The following is a 17,927-nucleotide window of genomic DNA, read 5'->3' on the forward strand; positions in this document are numbered from 1 at the left end:
CGAGCGAGGGCGAGTGCGAGTATGAATGCTGTTGATGAATTTTCTAGAACAAGAGTAACTCTTGGTTTTGCTGCACAACAATACGGTTTTGAAGTAATACCATCTTTTGCTTCTGGAATAACAATTACGTCTTTAGCGTGTGATGTTAGGAATGTTAAGCCTGGGTGTCTTTTTATTCCTGCAAATCGCGTAGATAAAAGACAATTGGAAGCTGCTAGAGATGCTGGAGCATATGCAGCAATGGTTACTCCAGAGTTTAGGTCCGAAGCTATGAGCGTTGGTATTCCACTTTTAGTTTCTTCCAACAATCCAGTAACTTTGGGTAAACTTGCTTGCGATGTTAATAATGATCCATCTTCTTTTATAGCGACTTTTGCGGTTGCTGGCGACGATGATGACGAAGTCTATGCAAATGTTATACGATTAGCTGATTTTCTTCATATGCTTGGCAACCCAATTGGTGTTATAAGCGCTGCAGGGTCTAATTCTCTTCAGCGAGAACTGGATTTAGAATATCCGCTTGGAATAGTGGACATTCAGCACAATTTGTCGGTATGCGTAGAAGATGGTGCTGCAGCTGTTGTTATAGCGCTAAATTCTGCAACTCTTAAAAAAGACGCTTTGCAATCTGTAAACATTGATGTTCTTGGAGTTGAAAGCAATAATGCGCTCGCAATGGCAGGAAGTCTTGATTTGTATAAGTCAGATTCCAGTTCGCAAGCTATTGAACACAGTGGTGGCGATTTGGCATATGATTCAAGTTTGGCAAATTCAAAAGATAAGTCGCAAGCAAGCGGCACATTAGAAGCCAAATCTAGAGTGGATGCTAATTCAGAAGATTCGCAAGATTCGCATGACTCTAAGTCTAAAGAATCATCGGAATCACTTATATATAGTAATAAAAAAGATGATTCTAAGATTGATTACAAGAACGATTCCAAGATTGACAAATCAAGCACAAAATCTGTGCGCCCTGTAATGAGTTTTTATAATTTGCAACAAAGGTATGGATTTATAAGTCACGAAAGATCTTATTGTGTAATGCGTTCTAGGGAATCCGATGAGTTAGCTGCATTAGCAGATCAAATCGGCGGCAAAAGTGTTAGTAAACATCTTTCTCTTTCAATCGCAATGGTTCTTGCTGCTGGTGTTAGAAGAGGAACAATTAAGAGCGCGTTGCGAGTATCTCACGAACTAAAATAGAAACCAATATTTAAGAGCAGAAAATGTTTTCAATAGAGCAAAATAGCAAGCAAAATAGCAAGCAAAATAAAATTACAAACACTGTTTTTACGCAAGATAGCACTCATATGATGCCTATGAGCATTAAAGAGGTAGCAGATGCTGTTAATGCAAGCGAGCTTTTATGTGGTTCGTCTGCATCTTGCGATTCGGCGTCTTGCGATTCTGTAAAAGGCACCGATATTGTTAATTTCGCTACAAGTGATTCGCGTAACGTTGCTTGCGGAGCGGTATTTATTGCTATAAAGGGCGAGCGAGTAGACGGACACGATTTTGTTCAAAAAGCAGCTCAACTTGGAGCCAAAGCTGCGATTGTGGAACATGCTGTTTTGCTAGATGAAAGTGTGCAAAACAAGATTGCGCAAATAGTTGTTAAAAATTCGGTTGAAGCGCTTGGGCTTTTAGCAAAACATAATTTAGTTCGCCGCCGCGCGTTAAATACGCCATTTAGCATTATTGGCATAACTGGTTCCGTTGGAAAAACTACCACAAAAGATATGCTTAATGCTTTGCTTTCAACGCTTGGCAATACAGTTGCGCCCGTTGGGTCTTTTAATAACGAGATTGGATTGCCATTAACGTCTTTGCGTGTAAACGAGAATACGCGATTCCTTATTGCGGAGATGGGTGCAAATCATGTTGGAGAAATCGCAATGCTCACAACTATTGCGCCTCCTGATTTATCGGTTGTATTAAAAGTTGGTGTTGCTCATTTGGGTGAATTTGGATCTGTAGAAAAAATTGCGCAAGCTAAGAGTGAGATTGTTAGGGGACTTTTACCTCATGGTGTTGCAATTTTGAATGCAGATGATTTTCGCGTTGCAGCTATGAGCAAGCTGGCTGATCAAGATAAAGTTCGCTGGTTTGGCTTAAATGCTGATAATAATGGCAATTTTGATGCATCGAATAATTGTAATTATCAATTACGAGCGCAAGATATTTCTTTAGACGAAAGTGGTTGTGCAAAATTTACGATTATCGAAAGCGAAAAAATCGCGACTAGCGAAAATAGTGCGACTGGTGTAAACATCGCGACTAGTGAAAATAGTGCAACACTACATCTTGCGCTTCCTGGCGCGCACAATGTTATGAATGCTCTTGCTGCATCAAATGTTGCACGATATTTTGGAATGAGTCTTAAAAACATTGCTCTAGTTTTGAATAAAGTTTCGCATATTAGCCCGCATCGCATGCAAATTTCTGTTATTTGCAAAGATGATAAAAAGTTTACACTTATTGACGATTCATTTAATGCAAATCCAGACTCTATGAAAGCAGGAATTGACGGATTATGCTCTTATGAGTCCGATGATTCTTCTGGTTCTGTAGACTCTGCTGATTCCTCTAAGCGTGTATACACTAAACTTTTTAGAATCGCTGTTTTAGGCTCAATGTTGGAACTTGGAAAAGACGAATATAATATGCATGAGTCTATAGGAAAATATGTTGCACAAAAGAATATTGACGCAATAATTTCCGTTGGATCTTCCACGAGTGAAAAATTAGATGAATTAGCTTCTTGCGTAGCTAAAGGTGCTAGAGATAATTGGCGAAATAACAGAAATAACAGTGTAAATAAGTATCAAAATGACAATGTTGATTCTAAACACAACGTGTATTTTGTTCATGATTGCGTTGAGGCGAATAATATTGTTTGGAGTCTTGTGGCTGAGCATTCTAGTACTGTTGTGTTGTTAAAGGGGTCTCATGCTTCGGGGCTGAGCGTTTTGGCTGAAAGCTGGGCTAAACTTAGTAAGAGCCTTAACACTAGCCTTAACAAAAATACGGAGGTTAACCTGTGATTGCGCTTATTGTGGGAATAGTGGTTTCGCTAATAGTAACTATTGTTGGCACGCCGCTTTTAATCCGCTTAGTACACCGATTAAATTACGGACAATACATTCGCCAAGACGGCCCGCAATCCCATTTAGTTAAGCGTGGCACTCCTACAATGGGCGGTGTTGTTATTAATCTTGCTGTTGTAGTTGGCTGGGCTGCATCTGCTTTATACAGGTATTTTTCTGTTGGCAGAACGCCTTCTTGGTCTGCAGTTCTTGTTCTTTTTGCAATGCTTTCAATGGGCTTTTTAGGTTTTGTTGATGATTTTGCAAAGGTTAGAAAAAAGCAGAATCTTGGCCTTTCTGTGCGAGCAAAGTTATTCGGTCAGATTATTTTTGCAAGCATTTATGCGCTTTTGGCTCTTATGCTTCCAACTCAGTCGGGCATTGCAAGTGCGCAGCCTGGCATGAGTTTTATAGAAAAGCCATTCTTTGATTTTTCTATGTTTGGCAAAGCAATAGGAATTGTAATTTTTATTGTTTGGGTAAACTTTTTAATGGCTGCATGGTCTAATGCTGTAAATCTTACAGATGGGTTAGACGGTCTTGCTGCTGGATCTTCTATGATTGCTTTTGCAGGATATGCGCTTATAGCTTTTTGGGAAAGTTACCACGTTAAAGGCGGCGGTCATTTTGGATTCTCTTATGCTGTATCGGATCCGCTTGATTTAACAATTATTTCTGTTTGTGCTGCCGTTGCTTGCTTTGGATTCTTGTGGTACAACTCAAATCCTGCTCAAGTGTTTATGGGAGACACTGGTTCCTTGGCTTTAGGTGGTCTTTTTGCTGCGCTTTCCATTGCTACTCACACAGAGTTTTTGGCTGTTATTTTAGGCGGACTTTTTGTTGTAGAAACTTGCAGCGATGTGATTCAAGTTGGTTGCTTTAAGATGACGCATAAGCGTGTATTTAAAATGGCGCCAATCCACCATCATTTTGAGCTTGTTGGATGGGCAGAAGGCAAAGTTGTTGTTCGTTTTTGGATGATTGAGCTTATGTTTGTTCTGTCTGCATTGATGACGTTCTATGCGGATTGGGCAGGTCGTTCTGGACTGTTGATTTAAGGTGATTATATGAGCAATGTTGCAAATGATTTGTGCAAGGAGTTCTCTTTGCACAATGAATTCCCATTCCATAACGTTCTTGTAGCAGGATTAGGTGTTTCTGGCATAGGAGCCATGGAAGTGCTTAAAACTGTTGGCGCTAATGCGATTAGCGCAGACGAGCGTAAGGAAGAAGCGCAAATCCGCGATTTTTCTAAAATCGATTGGAACACGATTGATGCTGTTATAACATCGCCAGTTTTTAACCCTAGAACGCCTTTTATTCTAGAGGCTCAAAAGCGCAATATTCCAGTCATCAGCGAAGTGGAGCTTGCGTGGCTTGTGCGCGTAAAGTCGCTTAAAACTAATCTTCCAGCTGCATGGATTGGAATTACTGGAACAAATGGAAAAACATCTACAACAGAGATGACTTCCGATATGCTTACAGCTTGCGGTCTAGATGCTCCTGCAGTTGGAAACATTGGCAAGTCTGTTTCTTACGCTGCGCTAGAAAAAGAACACGACGCGTTATGTGTTGAATTAAGCTCTTTTCAACTTCATTTTACTAATTCCTTAGAGTTGGATTGCGCTGCGATTACTAATATTGCGGCTGACCATTTGGATTGGCACGGTGGCATTGAAGCTTACGCAAAAGATAAGTCGAAAGTTTTTAATGGCGTTAAAAAAGCGCTTGTGTATAATGCTCAAGATTCACGAGTTAGCGAATTAGCAAAAGTTGCACAAGTCAAAGATGGTTGTAAAAAAATCGGTTTTACGCTCAGCGCGCCAAAATGCGGAGAAATAGGCGTTGAAAATGGTTGGATTGTAGACAAAAGTGGCGTTGCTGGCGCAAAAATTAGCGAGCCAGTTAAAATAGTAGCGCTAAAAGAACTAAAACACTTATGCGAGCCAGATGGAAGCGTGTATCCTCATCTTCTTGCAGACGCACTAACTGCACTAGCTCTAACTCTTGGCTTAAAACAAGACGTTGAAAATGCAGTTAAAGCATTGTGCAACTTTGCTCCAGGAGGGCATAGGATTCAAACTGTTGCAACGTTAAATGCTAAAGATAATCTTCCAGAACACGCGATTCGTTTTGTTGATGATTCAAAAGCTACTAATGCTCATGCTGCTGCAGCCTCTATTTCTAGTTTCGGCAAAAAATCCGTAATTTTGATTGCTGGAGGTCTTGCAAAAGGTGGCCATTTTGAAGATTTAGTTAATCAAAATCGTAGTATTATTAAGGCTGTTGTTGTTATTGGGCTAGATCAAAAGCCGATTGTAGAAGCGCTTAATTCTAAAGGTCAAGGTATTCCTGTAACAATAGTTTCTGCGAATGGCGAAAGTTGCGAATCTTTTGATTCTGTAGATGATCGCGTTCTTAAAGAGGTTGAAAAGTCGCCAGTTCTTAGCGCGGATTCTACTTTGGGTCAAAAAGTTATTTCTACAGCTGTTCAAGCTGCTGGAGGGTACGCGCAGCCTGGAGATGTTGTTCTTCTGGCACCAGCATGCGCTTCTATGGATCAATTTGTTTCTTACGCAGATCGTGGCAATCGTTTTGCTAAAGAATCTGAGCGATGGGTTAAGAGCCATGAATGAGAACAATAAAAAAGCTAGCTCATCAAGTTCTAGAAATCCTAAAAAGCTTAAAAAGCGCGGTTTTGGCATTTTTGGCGGTTTTGGTGGCAGATCTTTTGGTAGTAGATCTTTTAGTAGTAAATCTTCTGGAACTAAGGCAGATTCATCTACTAATATTTCGGGTGTTCAAGAAACATTTAGTGATAATACAAAGGCTTTTAAGCAATACGTTGGTATTCGCAGTATTTTTAACCCATTGTGGTGTCTTTTTGGACTAAGAATATCTGTTGTAATATTAACCGTTTTTGGCTTATTCATGGTGTTTTCAAGCTCGTCGGTAACGAGGATTACTTACGGAGCTGGCCCTTGGGGTTCTGGAATGAGCCAGCTGTTTTATTGCATTATTGGTCTTGTTGGATATTTGATTTTTTCACATCTTCCTGTTGATTTTTATAAAAGCAGGATTATTACCATTTACGCAATATCGGTTTTTATGCAATTTTTGACTTTTGTTCCAGGTATTAGGCACGAGGTTAATGGTAATGCTAGCTGGATTAAAATAGGCCCGCTTACAATGCAACCAGCGGAAATCACCAAACTTGCTATATGTATTTGGCTACCAATGGCACTTATTCTTGCAAAAAAGGCTTATAAGCGTGTTGCTATGCGCGCATATATTCCAACAGTTGTAGCTTTGGGTGTTTCTGTTCTTTTAGTTGTTGCAGGCAAGGATCTTGGTACAGCTCTTATTATTTTGCTTATTGCTGTTGTGGCATTTTATGTGGGAGGATTCCCTACAAAATGGCTTGTTGTGGCCCTTCTAACGGCTTGTGCAGCGGTTTTATTGCTTGTTGTGACTAGCCAAAATCGTATGCGTCGTATTCTTGCTACGATTCATGGATGCGACGCAAAGTCGATTAGAGGCGTTTGTTTTCAGTCGATTCATGCGCAATACGCAATGGCGTCTGGTGGAATAATGGGAGTTGGTATAGGTAATTCTAGAGAAAAGTGGAATTATTTGCCGTATGCTCACAACGATTTTATTTTTGCAATCATTGGCGAAGAGATGGGCTTTATTGTTGCTTCTTGCGTAATCCTTCTTTACATTGTAATTGGATGGTGCTTGCTAACTTCTGCTTTGCAATCAACAAATAAGCTTGTTTCAATATCTCTTATTAGCATTGCTACTTGGATTGTTGGCCAAGGACTAATAAACATTTTGGTTGTTGTTCAGATTTTGCCAGTTATGGGCGTTCCTATGCCATTTGTTTCCGCAGGTGGATCTTCTCTTGTTATGTGTCTTCTTGCAATGGGTGTTGCGGATAGTTTTATTAAGAGCAATCCGAACATAAAATTTGGGAATAAATGGTCATTAAAGCGTGCAAAATCGCGGCAGCAAAGTGGTGATTAATCAGCTCAATAATAAACAAGTGTTAATCAAAAACAAGTGTCAATCAAAATTGGGAAAGTATTATAAAATTATAAAATCCGCTTTTCGTAAAAATTTTGTTTAATTTATATTTAATTGTTAAGTCATATATTAAAGTTTTAAGTAGATTAGTTCTGATTGGGATTTCTGATTGGGATTATTAAATAAGCAGATTGTAGGTGGCGAATTGGCGCAAGATCAATATAAAGATAGCAATTCTTTGCATGTTGTTCTAGCAGGCGGGGGCACTGCTGGTCACGTTAATCCTCTTCTTTCTGTAGCGCATGCATTAAAAGATTTAGATGAGTCGGTAGAAATCAGTGTTATTGGCACTAATGCTGGTTTAGAAAAAACGCTAGTTCCTAAAGCTGGGCTGCCATTAGACGTTATTGAAAAAGTTCCATTCCCTAGAAAACCTAATTTGTACATGCTTAAGTTTCCTTTTAAGTGGATTCGCGAAACGCGCAAGGTTGCTAAGATTCTTGAGCAAAGGCATGCGAATATTGTTGTTGGATTTGGCGGTTACGCGTCTGCTCCAGTTTATGCACAAGCGCATAGAATGCATTTGCCTATTGTGATTCATGAGCAAAATGCGCGCGCTGGAATGGCAAATAAGCTTGGCGCGCGTTGGGCAAGCATGATTGGGTGCGTTTACGATGGCACTGGTTTAGTCGCAAAGGCGGCGTCGAATAGCAAAGCTATAAGAGTTGGTCTTCCTCTTAGAAAATCCATATCGGATTTATGTGCAAAGATTACTCAAGACATTGATTTAGCTAGATTTGAAGGCGCTAAAAATCTTGGACTAGATCCTAGCAGGCCGATTATTCTTGTAACTGGCGGGTCTTTGGGTGCTAAAAGCATTAACGAAGCTGTATCTATTGCTGCTGGCGATTTACTCAAATGCGCGCAAATCATTCATCTTACGGGTAGCGGAAAATCTAAAGAAGTTAAAGATAATGTTGAGCGTTCGGCTGGTCTTAATCAAATAAACGACATTAAGCCAGAGCATGCAGGACTTGGTGATTACCATATTTGCGAATATTTAGAGCGAATTGATTGGGCTTTTGCTTGCGCTGACTTGGTGATTTGCAGATCGGGAGCAGGCACTGTTGCAGAAGTTTCGGCGATTGGCGTTCCTGCAATCTACGTGCCGCTTCCAATTGGAAACGGCGAACAGCGATTTAACGCGCAGCCTGTTGCAAACGCAGGAGGAGCGATTATTGTAAACGATTGCGATTTTAGCGATGATTGGATTCGCGCTAACGTGTTGAAATTGCTTAATAACCCAGACGAGCTTTGCAAGATGCGCGAAAAGGCTTGGAAATACGGCATTCGTAATGCTGCAAGAGTAATGGCAGAGCATATTCTTAAGATTGCAAAAGAAAGCAAAAAATAATCATGGAAATTAATATGAATCCTATTTGTGCTGCTTTTAGTAAAGATCAGACTGTAAATTCTTTAGGTTCTGTGCATTTTATTGGCATTGGCGGCGCTGGAATGAGCGTTTTAGCAGAGATGTTGCACGAAGAAGGCGTTAGCGTAAGCGGATGCGATAGTAAAGAAAGCGACCACACAAGTCGCTTAGAAGAACTCGGCATAAATGTGCAAATTGGTCAAAGTGCAAGCCATGTAAAAAATGCAGATATTCTTGTGTACTCTAGCGCGATTAAGCCAAATAATCCAGAAGTAGTGGCGGCTGCGCAAAATGGCGTAAAACTTGTTCATAGAAGTGACATTTTATCTTTACTTTTAAGTTCTAAAAAAGGTGTGACTGTTGCGGGAGCGCATGGTAAGACTACAACAAGCTCTCTTTTGGCTCACATTTTGAAAGTTTGCGGTAAAGGCGATTTAGCAGACCCGAGTTATGCGATTGGCGGTTCGATTCAAGCGCAGGGCGGCGGAGAATTAGACGGAGGTCATGCTGGGCGCGGAAGCGTTATGGTTGCGGAGGCGGACGAATCCGACGGCAGCTTTGAAAAATACAATCCATATATTGCAATTGTTACAAACGTAGAAGCGGACCACCTAGACCATTATGGAAATGCGCAAAATTATCGCGCAGCGTTTGTTGAGCATTTAAGCCACGCTCTTGGGCATATTGTGATTTGTGCAGACGATGATGGCGCTCGCGCTGTTCTAGAGGATTTAAGCGATGATTCTCTTAAAAAAACAATCGCATACGCAAGTAGCAAGAATAGTGTTTCTTGCTTAAGTAATAGAGTAAAAAGCCTTGTAAAGTTTGCGTTTATTAATCACGAAAGCGAGCAGACGGGTAGTGGTAGTGAGTCGTTTGCTATTGACTTTGGCGGCGATTCTATAAGCGTTAATCTTATGATTCCAGGTTTGCATAATGCTAGAAACGCGTGTGCTGCGATTATTGCCGCAACACTTTTGGGCATGAATCCTAAAGATGCTGCAAATGGAGCTTCGAGCTTCCTTGGTGCTTCTAGAAGATTTGACATTCGCGGATGCGTTGGCGGAGTAACGGTTGTAGACGATTACGCGCATCATCCTACAGAAATCGACGCTCTTTTGCGCGCTGCAAGAAGAAGGTATCCAGATTCTACGATTCGCGTGCTTTTCCAGCCACATCTGTTTTCTAGAACGCGCTCTTTTGCGCGCGAATTTGCTTCTGCTTTATCTCTTGCAAACGATGTTATTGTTACAGGCATTTTCCCAGCTCGAGAAAAGCAAGAAGATTTTCCAAATATTCACGCTTCGACTATTGTTAACGCAGCTAAAGAATGTGCGCTTAATTGCAATATTGAAGCTGTAGAAGACATGAAGGATGGTGCTTTGCTTCTTGCTCGCCGAGCTAATAGTGGAGATGTACTTTTTACGGTTGGTGCTGGAAGCATTACCACTATGACGTCTGTTATGCTAGAAGAGTTGCGCTTAAAGCGATAAGCTAAATGGGCAATAATAGTCGGCAAACAAGCGATAATAAGCAATCTGTAAAGTCGCAAATAAAGTAGTAAATAAAGTCGCGTATAGATGCAAGTGGAAGTAGGTGAGTGATAGCTATGGGTCGAATGATTTTTGGCAAGTCTGCCAGCAATGATGAATCCAATGAGCCTAATAATACTAATGAATCTGCTAGCTCTATTAAGCATACTAGGTCTATTACATCCACTTTTGCTACAAGCGATACCTTTGCTGCGACTGATAATTTCACTAAGTCTACTAATTTTTCTAAGTCTTCTAATCTTGATGCGCATAAAAGGTCAATTCAATCCAATCTAAACTCACAAAATTCTACAAGATTAGCTAAAAATGATTTATCTAATAGCAAAAAAGCGACTACGAGTAGCTCGTTAGAAAATCAATCTTCTAAAAATGCTTTTGTAGATGCAAGAAGACTTTCCGTAGTTGATTTTGTAAAGCAAACGTTAAAGTCTAGTTCTGGTCCTCTTGGAATTACATCTAGACCTAAAGTAATAGATTTTAGCGCTCGCGAAAAAGAAAAGAATTTTGCTAAAATACGTACCTTTTTGTTGCGATTTGCTTACACTTTTCTTGCTGTTGCGCTAATCGCTTTGCTTTGCTGGATGCTATTTTTATCTCCATTCTTCCGTCTTGATTCTAAAAATATACGCATTTTTGGTTCTAACGAATGGGTGAGTGAACAGAAAATTGAGTTAATTGCGTCTAATCAGGTAGATAAGTCACTGTTTTTAGTTTCTTCTCAACAAATAATTGAGCAATTAAATAACATACCTGGCGTAACAGAAACAAAGGTTGTAAAGCAATTTCCGCACGGTTTGCAAATAACTGTTCGTGCGCAAAAGCCTGCTGCAATGCTTAAAGCAAAAGATGGCGAAAAACTTACAGCTGTAGATGTTAAAGGTAGAGTCTTAAACGCTGTTCAAAACGTCTCTACTAGCGGAATACCAGTTATAGAAGTTAGCGACGTTAGTAAAAGTCTAAACAGTAGAGCTGTTAAGGAAGCGTTGAAAATTGTAAGCTCGCTTTCTCAAGATTTTAGGTCTCACGTTATTCGTGTTAGTGCAAAAACGCAGGATTCTGTTGAAACAGAGGTTTCTTACCCTGGCCCAAGCGGAGAAGTTCATAGGATTGTTGTTTGGGGAGATTCTTCGGATTTGGAGCTTAAAAAGGCAATTGTGGAAACGATTATTAGCGATCCAAGTAAAATTGGCAATCGTCAGCTTTTGGATGTTTCTGCTCCTGCAAGGCCGATTCTTAAGTAGTTTGCTTGAGTAGCTTGTTTAAGCGGTTTTTAATTGTCAAGCAAATGTGTATAATAGTACTTCGTGTGTGCCAACGGTGTGCCTTATGTAATAGGCGTGCTGGTTGGGATATCCCAAGTGCCAAAGATAGCGCGCAGTAATGTGCGTCTGGAGGTGCAAGGGCCATCGGGCCGGTGGACTGTGGCTTTTCTCTTTAACCGATTCAGGTTTAAGGTGTGCTGCAGTGCTGCGGTTTCACCAAATAGAAGACATTAATGAATCGGAGAACTTAAGTTGCCTACGATTGAACAACTCGTCCGTAAGGGACGTCAGGCCAAGCCTAAGAAGTCAAAGACTTTGGCCTTGAAAGGTAGCCCGTTGCGTCGTGGCGTGTGCACTCGTGTGTACACAACCACTCCTAAGAAGCCAAACTCTGCGCTTCGTAAGGTTGCTCGTGTGCGCCTCAGCTCGGGTATTGAAGTAACCGCCTATATTCCAGGCGAAGGTCACAACTTGCAGGAGCACTCCATTGTGCTTGTGCGCGGTGGCCGTGTGAAGGATCTCCCAGGTGTGCGTTACCACATCGTGCGTGGCGCTCTCGATACCCAGGGTGTTAAGGACCGCAAGCAGGGTCGTTCCCTGTATGGAGCAAAGAAGGCGAAGTAAAACATGTCACGTAAAGGACCTGCAAAAAAGCATCAGCTGCTTCCTGATCCAATCTACGGCTCGACCGTCGTGGCTCAGTTGATTAACAAAATTCTTCTCGATGGTAAGAAGTCCATCGCAGAAAACATCGTCTACACCGCTCTTGAGCAGGTGAAGGCAAAGACCGAGCAGGAGCCAGTTTCTGTTTTGAAGCGCGCTCTCGATAACATTCGTCCAAGCCTCGAGGTTCGTTCCCGCCGCGTTGGTGGCGCAACCTACCAGGTGCCAGTCGAAGTTAAGCCTGCTCGTGCAAACACCTTGTCGTTGCGCTGGCTTACAGACTTCTCCCGCGTTCGTCGTGAGAAGACTATGGCTGAGCGTTTAGCTAACGAAATTCTCGATGCCTCCAATGGCTTGGGTGCTTCTGTAAAGCGCCGCGAGGATACCCACAAGATGGCAGAAGCAAACAAGGCTTTTGCTCACTATCGCTGGTAATCCACAAGATAATCGGTATCTTAAAGAGCTAAGGATAATAATATGGCACAAGATGTGCTTAACGACCTTAATATGGTTCGTAACATCGGCATCATGGCGCACATCGATGCTGGTAAGACTACTACCACCGAGCGTATTCTTTACTACACTGGTAAGAATTACAAGATTGGTGAAACTCACGATGGCGCTTCTACCATGGACTTTATGGCGCAGGAGCAGGAACGCGGTATTACTATTCAGTCTGCTGCAACCACTTGCTTCTGGCAGCGTCAAACCCATGACACAGATGACCGCTATCAAATCAACATCATCGATACACCAGGACACGTTGACTTTACCGCCGAGGTAGAGCGTTCTTTGCGTGTTCTCGACGGTGCTGTTGCAGTGTTCGACGGTAAGGAAGGCGTGGAGCCTCAGTCCGAAACCGTTTGGCGTCAGGCAGATAAGTATAGCGTTCCACGTATTTGCTTCATCAACAAGATGGATAAGTTGGGCGCAGACTTCTACTATTCTGTTAAGACCATTAAGGAAAAGCTTGGCGCTAAGCCACTCGTTATTCAGCTTCCAATCGGCGCTGAAAACGACTTCCTTGGTGTTGTTGACTTGATTCGTATGAAGGCTTACGTTTGGAATGACGTTAAGGACGATATGGGTGCTCATTACGACACCGTTGACATTCCTGCAGACTTGCAAGAGCGTGCAGAAGAATATCGTGCCGAGCTTATGGATCAGGTTGCAGAAGCCGACGAAGAGTTGCTCGAGAAGTATCTTGAATCGGGAGAACTTTCCGAAGAAGAGATTCGCATGGGTATTCGCAAGCTTACTATTGCTCGCGAAGCCTTCCCAGTAACTTGCGGTTCTGCATTTAAGGATAAGGGTGTTCAGCCAATGCTGGATGCTGTTGTTGACTTCCTTCCAAGCCCAGAAGATGTTCCATCTATTAAGGGCTTTGATCCAAGCGACGAATCCGTTGAGATTGATCGTAAGCCAGTAAATACAGATCCATTTGCTGCATTGGTCTTTAAGATCTCCACTCATCCATTCTATGGAAAGCTTGTGTTCGTGCGCGTGTACTCTGGCGAAGTTAAGCCAGGCGATTCCGTGTACGATTCCACTAAGTCCAAGAAGGAACGCGTTGGTAAGATCTTCCAGATGCACGCAGATAAGGAAAATCCTGTAGATTCTGCAGAAGCTGGAAACATTTACACCTTCGTTGGTTTGAAGAACGTTAGCACGGGTGACACCTTGTGCGACGAGAAGAGCCCAATTTCCTTGGAATCCATGACATTCCCAGATCCTGTTATCGAGGTTGCTGTGGAGCCAAAGACGAAGGCAGATCAGGAAAAGATGAGCTTGGCCTTGGCTAAGCTTTCCGACGAAGATCCTACCTTCCAGGTTAAGACCGACGAAGAATCTGGTCAGACTTTGATTTCTGGTATGGGCGAGCTTCAGCTCGACATTATTGTGGATCGTATGCGCCGCGAGTTCAAGGTTGAAGCGAATGTTGGTAAGCCACAGGTTGCTTATCGCGAAACCATTCGCAAGGCTGTTATGAACCAGGAATACACCCACAAGAAGCAGACTGGTGGTTCTGGTCAGTTCGCAAAGGTTTTGATGAACTTCGAGCCAATCGATCCAGAATCTGGCGAAGTCTATCAGTTTGTTAACGAGGTCACTGGTGGCCACATTACTAAGGAATTCATTCCTTCCATCGACGCAGGTGTGCAGGAAGCTATGGAATCTGGCGTTTTGGCTGGCTTCCCAGTGGTTGGCGTTAAAGCAACCGTTACCGACGGTCAGACTCACGACGTTGATTCTTCGGAAATGGCCTTCAAGATTGCAGGTTCCATGTGCTTCAAGGAAGCTGCTCCTAAGGCTCACCCAGTAATCCTCGAGCCAATTATGGCCGTGGAAGTTCGTACTCCAGAAGAGTACATGGGCGACGTTATGGGCGATTTGAACTCCCGTCGTGGAAACATTCAGTCTATGACCGACGCTACTGGCGTTAAGGTTATTGACGCTAAGGTTCCACTGAGTGAGATGTTCGGCTACATTGGTGATCTTCGTTCCAAGACTCAGGGACGTGCAATGTTCACCATGCAAATGGACTCTTACGCGGAAGTTCCAAAGGCCGTTTCGGACGAGATTATTAAAGCCCAGCGCGGCGAGTAAAAGCGCACGCTACTTCGGTGTTTTGTGTCCCTAGTCAACGCTAGAATTTCGTACGTTGACTGGGTTCTGGCACCGAAGTGGCACCTAACCCAGAAACCCAGTAAATATGTAGCTAGAGGCTTCACATAAGAGTGTGAAGCGAACTACGAGACGTCCAGGAGGACAAACACATGGCAAAGGAAAAGTACGAGCGTACTAAGCCGCATGTTAACATTGGTACCATTGGTCACGTTGATCACGGTAAGACTACCTTGACCGCGGCTATTTCTAAGGTGCTTCATGGCGAATATCCAGATCTGAACCCTCAGTATGACTTCGATCAGATCGATGCCGCTCCAGAAGAGAAGGAGCGCGGCATTACCATTAACATCGCCCACATCGAGTATCAGACGGCTGCACGCCACTATGCTCACGTGGACGCTCCAGGCCACGCTGATTACGTTAAGAACATGATCACTGGTGCCGCTCAGATGGATGGCGCAATCCTCGTGGTTGCTGCTACCGACGGCCCAATGGCTCAGACCCGTGAACACGTCTTGCTTGCTAAGCAGGTCGGCGTTCCAAAAATTCTTGTTGCTTTGAACAAGTGCGATATGGTTGACGACGAAGAGCTTATCGACCTCGTTGAAGAAGAGGTTCGTGACCTCCTCGACGAAAACGGCTTCGATCGCGATTGCCCAGTCATCCGTACTTCCGCTTACGGCGCTTTGCATGATGACGCTCCAGACCACGACAAGTGGGTAGAGACCGTCAAGGAACTCATGAAGGCTGTTGACGAGTACATCCCAACCCCAACTCACGATCTTGACAAGCCATTCTTGATGCCAATCGAAGATGTGTTCACCATCTCCGGTCGTGGTACCGTTGTCACCGGTCGTGTTGAGCGTGGTAAGCTCCCAATCAACACCCCAGTTGAGATTGTTGGTTTGCGCGATACTCAGACCACCACCGTCACCTCTATCGAGACCTTCCACAAGCAGATGGATGAGGCCGAGGCTGGCGATAACACTGGTCTTCTTCTCCGTGGTATCAACCGTACCGACGTTGAGCGTGGTCAGGTTGTGGCTGCTCCAGGTTCTGTGACACCACACACCAAGTTCGAAGGCGAAGTTTACGTCTTGACCAAGGACGAAGGTGGCCGTCACTCGCCATTCTTCTCCAACTACCGCCCACAGTTCTACTTCCGTACCACCGATGTTACTGGCGTTATCACCTTGCCAGACGGCATCGAAATGGTTCAGCCAGGCGATCACGCAACCTTCACTGTTGAGTTGATCCAGGCTATTGCAATGGAAGAGGGCTTGACCTTCGCAGTTCGTGAAGGTGGCCGTACCGTTGGCTCTGGTCGTGTGACCAAGATTCTTGCCTAGTATTTTCTGATTTTCTAATCTGAAGATATTAGCTAAGGCTTAGAAAAGACCCCATGAGGAAACTCGTGGGGTCTTTTGTATTTTCTATTGAAGAATTGCACATAGCTCGTTGTGTGTCGTTTTGTGTGTCGTTTTATGTTCTTTGAATTTTATCTTTATTATAATCATCGTAAAATGTTTATTTTTGTGTTTTAAGCGTTATTGTGCAAATGTAGAAAGCGTCTCTAATATTCAGATTTTTGTTGGAATACTGGAAGAAATCATATATGAATCATATTTGTGTAATTAAAAATCTAAATACGAAAAAACCCAAGCCGCAAAGCTTGGGTTTTTGTTTGTGCCCCCTCAGGGATTCGAACCCTGGACACGCTGATTAAGAGTCAGCTGCTCTAGCCAACTGAGCTAAAGGGGCGTTGGCTTTTTCTTGAGCCGAGTAATAACTATACTCAGAATCGATTTATTTGCAAGTTACGGCGTGTCGTATTTTGTGTATCTTCTAAATTCTTGTTGTCCATCTTCTAAAAGAAACTTGGTATATGCCTTTGCTAAATATGACGCTTTTTAACCACGATTCTGGCGATTCTAAAAATAACAACGTTAATCAAAATGAAGTTAGCCAGAATAATGCTAGTCAAAATGTTTACAATAGCCAAAGCAGTACTACACAGCGCACGCTACCTTTACGCGCAAGCGAAACAAGTGCTGAAAATCCTTGGCCAGTAAGCGTTATAAGCCAAAAGTTCCATGGTGCTGTAGAAAAGTGGCCTGCGGCTTGGGTAGAAGGTCAGATTGTTGAAATCAACATGCGAAGGTCTACGTCTGGCTACATAACACTCAGAGACAGTAATGAAGACGTTTCAATCTCCATAATGGGCTTTAGCAAATTCGTTCAGCAGGCTAAAGATTTGCATCAAGGCGATAGGGTAGTTGTTCATGGCAAGGCAGATATTTGGGTAAAAGCAACACGATTGAGCTTTGTTGCAGACGAAATTAGACGTGTTGGCGCTGGCGACTTAAAAGCGCAAATAGACGAGTTGCGCAAAAAGCTTAAAGGCGAAGGCTTGTTTGACGTGGAAAATAAAGTGCCGCTGCCTGAGTTTCCAAAGTGCATTGGGCTGGTGTGTGCGCCTCAAGCTCGCGCCGAGGGAGATGTTATTACAAACGTAAATTTGCGCTGGCCTGTAACGCGTTTTAAGGTGGTTCACGCGCATGTTCAGGGTGTGCAATGCCCAGCGGATGTAATTGCGGCAATTAAGCAGCTAGACGCCGATCCAGAGGTTGATGTGATTATTGTTGCGCGCGGTGGCGGCAGCTTTGAGGATTTGATTGGATTTTCGGACGAAGGCGTGGTTCGCGCTACGGCTGCTTGCGTAACTCCGATTGTTTCTGCGATTGGTCACGAAGACGATTGGACGCTTATTGATTTGGCGGCAGATATGCGAGCTTCTACGCCTACAGATGCAGCAAAGCGCGTTGTTCCAGATGTTAACGAGCAATGGCAGTTGATTGATAACGCTTTGCAACATGCGCGCATGAGGATTTCTGCGCGAGTGAGCAACGAGATTCAGCTTATTGAGGGATATGCGAATAGGCCAAGTATTACTCAGCCAACCACTATGCTGGAGCCGCACGAGTTGTTTGTGCAGCAGGCTGTTGAACGCATGAGGCATGGTTTGGTGCGGTTGCTGGACAATGCTAGTTTGACTGTTGAAAAGGCACATGCCAGTATTACGGCTCTTAGTCCGCAATCAACGCTTAATCGCGGTTACGCGGTTGTGCAGATTAGCGGTGGGAAAGTGCTTGACGATTCTAGTCGTGTAAAAACTGGCGATAATATAACAGTTACTCTTAAAAGTGGCTTGATTACGGCTAATGTTACGTCTGTAGAAAAGTCGTAAAGTTGTAAAGTTATAAAGTCTTAAAACTAA

General features: G+C 43.2%; 13 protein-coding genes and 1 tRNA gene. 13 read left to right on the forward strand and 1 reads right to left on the reverse strand.

Features of this window, described 5'->3' with window-relative positions; all coding sequences use genetic code 11:
• The first annotated feature begins 21 nt into the window (after positions 1–21).
• The 12 genes from MAF46_RS00610 (at position 22) to tuf (ending at position 15,999) form a co-directional block, all read left to right on the forward strand.
• On the forward strand, positions 22–1,203 hold the full coding sequence (locus MAF46_RS00610) for a hypothetical protein (RefSeq protein WP_060785575.1): 1,182 nt from the start codon (positions 22–24) through the stop codon (positions 1,201–1,203).
• Positions 1,204–1,226: 23 nt separating this feature from the next.
• The gene (locus MAF46_RS00615; RefSeq protein WP_081090777.1) at positions 1,227–3,044 is read left to right on the forward strand and encodes a UDP-N-acetylmuramoyl-tripeptide--D-alanyl-D-alanine ligase; all 1,818 of its coding nucleotides are present in this window, start codon (positions 1,227–1,229) and stop codon (positions 3,042–3,044) included.
• Positions 3,041–4,144 carry a phospho-N-acetylmuramoyl-pentapeptide-transferase gene (mraY, locus tag MAF46_RS00620; protein WP_004130121.1) on the forward strand — a complete coding sequence of 368 codons (1,104 nt, stop codon included), beginning with the start codon at positions 3,041–3,043 and terminating at the stop codon, positions 4,142–4,144. Before MAF46_RS00615 ends, mraY begins: the two co-directional genes overlap by 4 nt.
• Positions 4,145–4,153: 9 nt before the next feature.
• Positions 4,154–5,722: a UDP-N-acetylmuramoyl-L-alanine--D-glutamate ligase gene (gene murD / locus MAF46_RS00625; RefSeq protein ID WP_060785574.1), complete on the forward strand. Its 1,569-nt coding sequence runs from the start codon at positions 4,154–4,156 to the stop codon at positions 5,720–5,722.
• A complete protein-coding gene (locus tag MAF46_RS00630) occupies positions 5,715–7,112 on the forward strand; it encodes an FtsW/RodA/SpoVE family cell cycle protein (RefSeq protein WP_060785573.1) in 1,398 nt (465 codons plus the stop codon). Before murD ends, MAF46_RS00630 begins: the two co-directional genes overlap by 8 nt.
• A gap of 205 nt (positions 7,113–7,317) precedes the next feature.
• Positions 7,318–8,526: a UDP-N-acetylglucosamine--N-acetylmuramyl-(pentapeptide) pyrophosphoryl-undecaprenol N-acetylglucosamine transferase gene (locus MAF46_RS00635; RefSeq protein WP_060785592.1), complete on the forward strand. Its 1,209-nt coding sequence runs from the start codon at positions 7,318–7,320 to the stop codon at positions 8,524–8,526.
• A 2-nt stretch (positions 8,527–8,528) separates the two neighbouring features.
• On the forward strand, positions 8,529–10,037 hold the full coding sequence (murC, locus tag MAF46_RS00640; protein ID WP_060785572.1) for a UDP-N-acetylmuramate--L-alanine ligase: 1,509 nt from the start codon (positions 8,529–8,531) through the stop codon (positions 10,035–10,037).
• Between the two features lie 116 nt (positions 10,038–10,153).
• On the forward strand, positions 10,154–11,338 hold the full coding sequence (locus tag MAF46_RS00645; RefSeq protein ID WP_018619893.1) for a cell division protein FtsQ/DivIB: 1,185 nt from the start codon (positions 10,154–10,156) through the stop codon (positions 11,336–11,338).
• A gap of 273 nt (positions 11,339–11,611) precedes the next feature.
• Positions 11,612–11,983 carry a 30S ribosomal protein S12 gene (rpsL, locus tag MAF46_RS00650; RefSeq protein WP_003813881.1) on the forward strand — a complete coding sequence of 124 codons (372 nt, stop codon included), beginning with the start codon at positions 11,612–11,614 and terminating at the stop codon, positions 11,981–11,983.
• Between the two features lie 3 nt (positions 11,984–11,986).
• Positions 11,987–12,457 carry a 30S ribosomal protein S7 gene (gene rpsG, locus MAF46_RS00655; protein WP_004127577.1) on the forward strand — a complete coding sequence of 157 codons (471 nt, stop codon included), beginning with the start codon at positions 11,987–11,989 and terminating at the stop codon, positions 12,455–12,457.
• Between the two features lie 42 nt (positions 12,458–12,499).
• On the forward strand, positions 12,500–14,629 hold the full coding sequence (gene fusA, locus MAF46_RS00660; RefSeq protein WP_004130136.1) for an elongation factor G: 2,130 nt from the start codon (positions 12,500–12,502) through the stop codon (positions 14,627–14,629).
• Positions 14,630–14,799: 170 nt separating this feature from the next.
• Positions 14,800–15,999, forward strand: a complete 1,200-nt coding sequence (gene tuf, locus MAF46_RS00665; protein ID WP_004130138.1) for an elongation factor Tu — start codon at positions 14,800–14,802, stop codon at positions 15,997–15,999.
• Positions 16,000–16,337: 338 nt separating this feature from the next.
• Here the strand turns inward: tuf and MAF46_RS00670 are convergent.
• Positions 16,338–16,411, reverse strand: a tRNA-Lys gene (locus tag MAF46_RS00670).
• A gap of 124 nt (positions 16,412–16,535) precedes the next feature.
• Between MAF46_RS00670 and xseA the strand changes: the two genes are divergently transcribed.
• Positions 16,536–17,897, forward strand: coding sequence for an exodeoxyribonuclease VII large subunit (gene xseA / locus MAF46_RS00675; RefSeq protein ID WP_081090776.1), 1,362 nt, complete (start codon positions 16,536–16,538; stop codon positions 17,895–17,897).
• Positions 17,898–17,927 lie beyond the last annotated feature (30 nt).

Source organism: Gardnerella pickettii (assembly GCF_029226345.1).
GTDB classification, from domain to species: Bacteria; Actinomycetota; Actinomycetes; order Actinomycetales; family Bifidobacteriaceae; genus Bifidobacterium; species Bifidobacterium piotii.